The organism is Bacillus cereus group sp. N21 (assembly GCF_016483395.1).
Classification (GTDB): domain Bacteria; phylum Bacillota; class Bacilli; order Bacillales; family Bacillaceae_G; genus Bacillus_A; species Bacillus_A pseudomycoides.
On the sequence record NZ_JAEHBX010000226.1, the window covers coordinates 1 to 605 of the forward strand.

Sequence of the window (605 nt, forward strand, 5' to 3'; positions counted from 1 at the left end):
ACAGATTTTTTATCTTTGCCTTGGAATTGCTCTGGAGTTTCCTCTGCAATGAAACCGTATTGAAGGAAATCACTAGAATGTTCTCTCAAGTATTCAATCCCGTACTCTTCTACATCCTTATTCAAGAAATATTGACTAGGTTTCAATAACATTAAAGCGTCTACTTCATCGCTTTGTATTTCTTGGATGTCTGCTTTTATCTCTCTAGTTGAGCGCTGAGTCCAAGTAACACCAGACACGTCACCTTGAGCCCATAAGTTCTTACAGTTTACGTTTGCATACATTGAGTAAACTCCACCGTCTGCCGCATACTTAGAAAGGAAATAGAATCCCTCTGGGTTTTTTACTCCCGTGTGAACCTTAATATACATGTTATGGTACTGGGTAGTAACTGCTTCTAATCCTGCTGTACTGTCAGTGAATATCTTAAAATCATCTTCTATCTGTGAAGGCTGTCTATTAAATAACCAAGAACCGCTACCTGAATTAATTTCTACAGTGCTTCCTCCTCGGAGTCTTAAGTAACTCGTACCATTAGCATTCAAGTCTATATTTCCAAAAGAAAGAATCTCCAAAGGTCCTTTAGAATTGATTTTCATTTTATC

The 605-nt window shown here is 37.7% G+C and carries 1 protein-coding gene; it reads right to left on the minus strand.

The features are described 5' to 3' along the window. Positions 1–605 (minus strand): tail fiber domain-containing protein (locus JDS96_RS33540; protein ID WP_199669110.1); only part of this gene is annotated, 605 nt, incomplete at both ends.